This is a genomic window from Bacillus sp. P4_D3, from assembly GCF_056401855.1.
Map to the genome: position 1 here is coordinate 1 of NZ_JBFUIN010001327.1, position 550 is coordinate 550.

General features: G+C 34.5%; 1 protein-coding gene. It reads right to left on the bottom strand.

The window, feature by feature from the left end; all coding sequences use genetic code 11:
* On the bottom strand, nt 1–550 hold a 550-nt coding region (locus tag AC1DTM_RS31135), incomplete at both ends, for an ABC transporter substrate-binding protein (RefSeq protein ID WP_477001779.1).

The window sequence follows — 550 nt, forward strand, 5'->3', positions numbered from 1 at the left end:
TATTAACTCTGTGCTCTACATTCCATAATTCAATTCGGTCGAGAAAAGGTCGCTCGCGAAAATATAAATCATTTGCTTCTAATACGAATACATCCTCATTCTTTTCACATAACCGAAACGGTCCAGTACCGATTAACTTCCCGTCTTCATCTTCATTTACAATCGAACACTGTTCTGTACTTAAAGCATGTAAAAACAACTTATTATCTGTAGATAAACGAATCTGCACAATATAGTCATCAAGAATATGTAAACTTTCAACGTGCTGTAACATCCAAGCATGTGGATTATTTTTCGATTTCAAGAATCGTTTAAATGTCTGTTCAACATCATAAGCGGTTAGTTCTTTTTTATTATGAAATTGAACACCTTTTCGTAAGTAGAAGGTCCATATATATTTCTGGTCATCATATTCCCAATAAAACGCAAGTCTTGGCTCTACACTGTTTGTATTTCCGTCTACATACACTAATGTGTCGTATATATGTTTTACCATATGACATTCCGAACGCATCGTAGCGTATACAGGGTCTAATGCAATATCTAGATT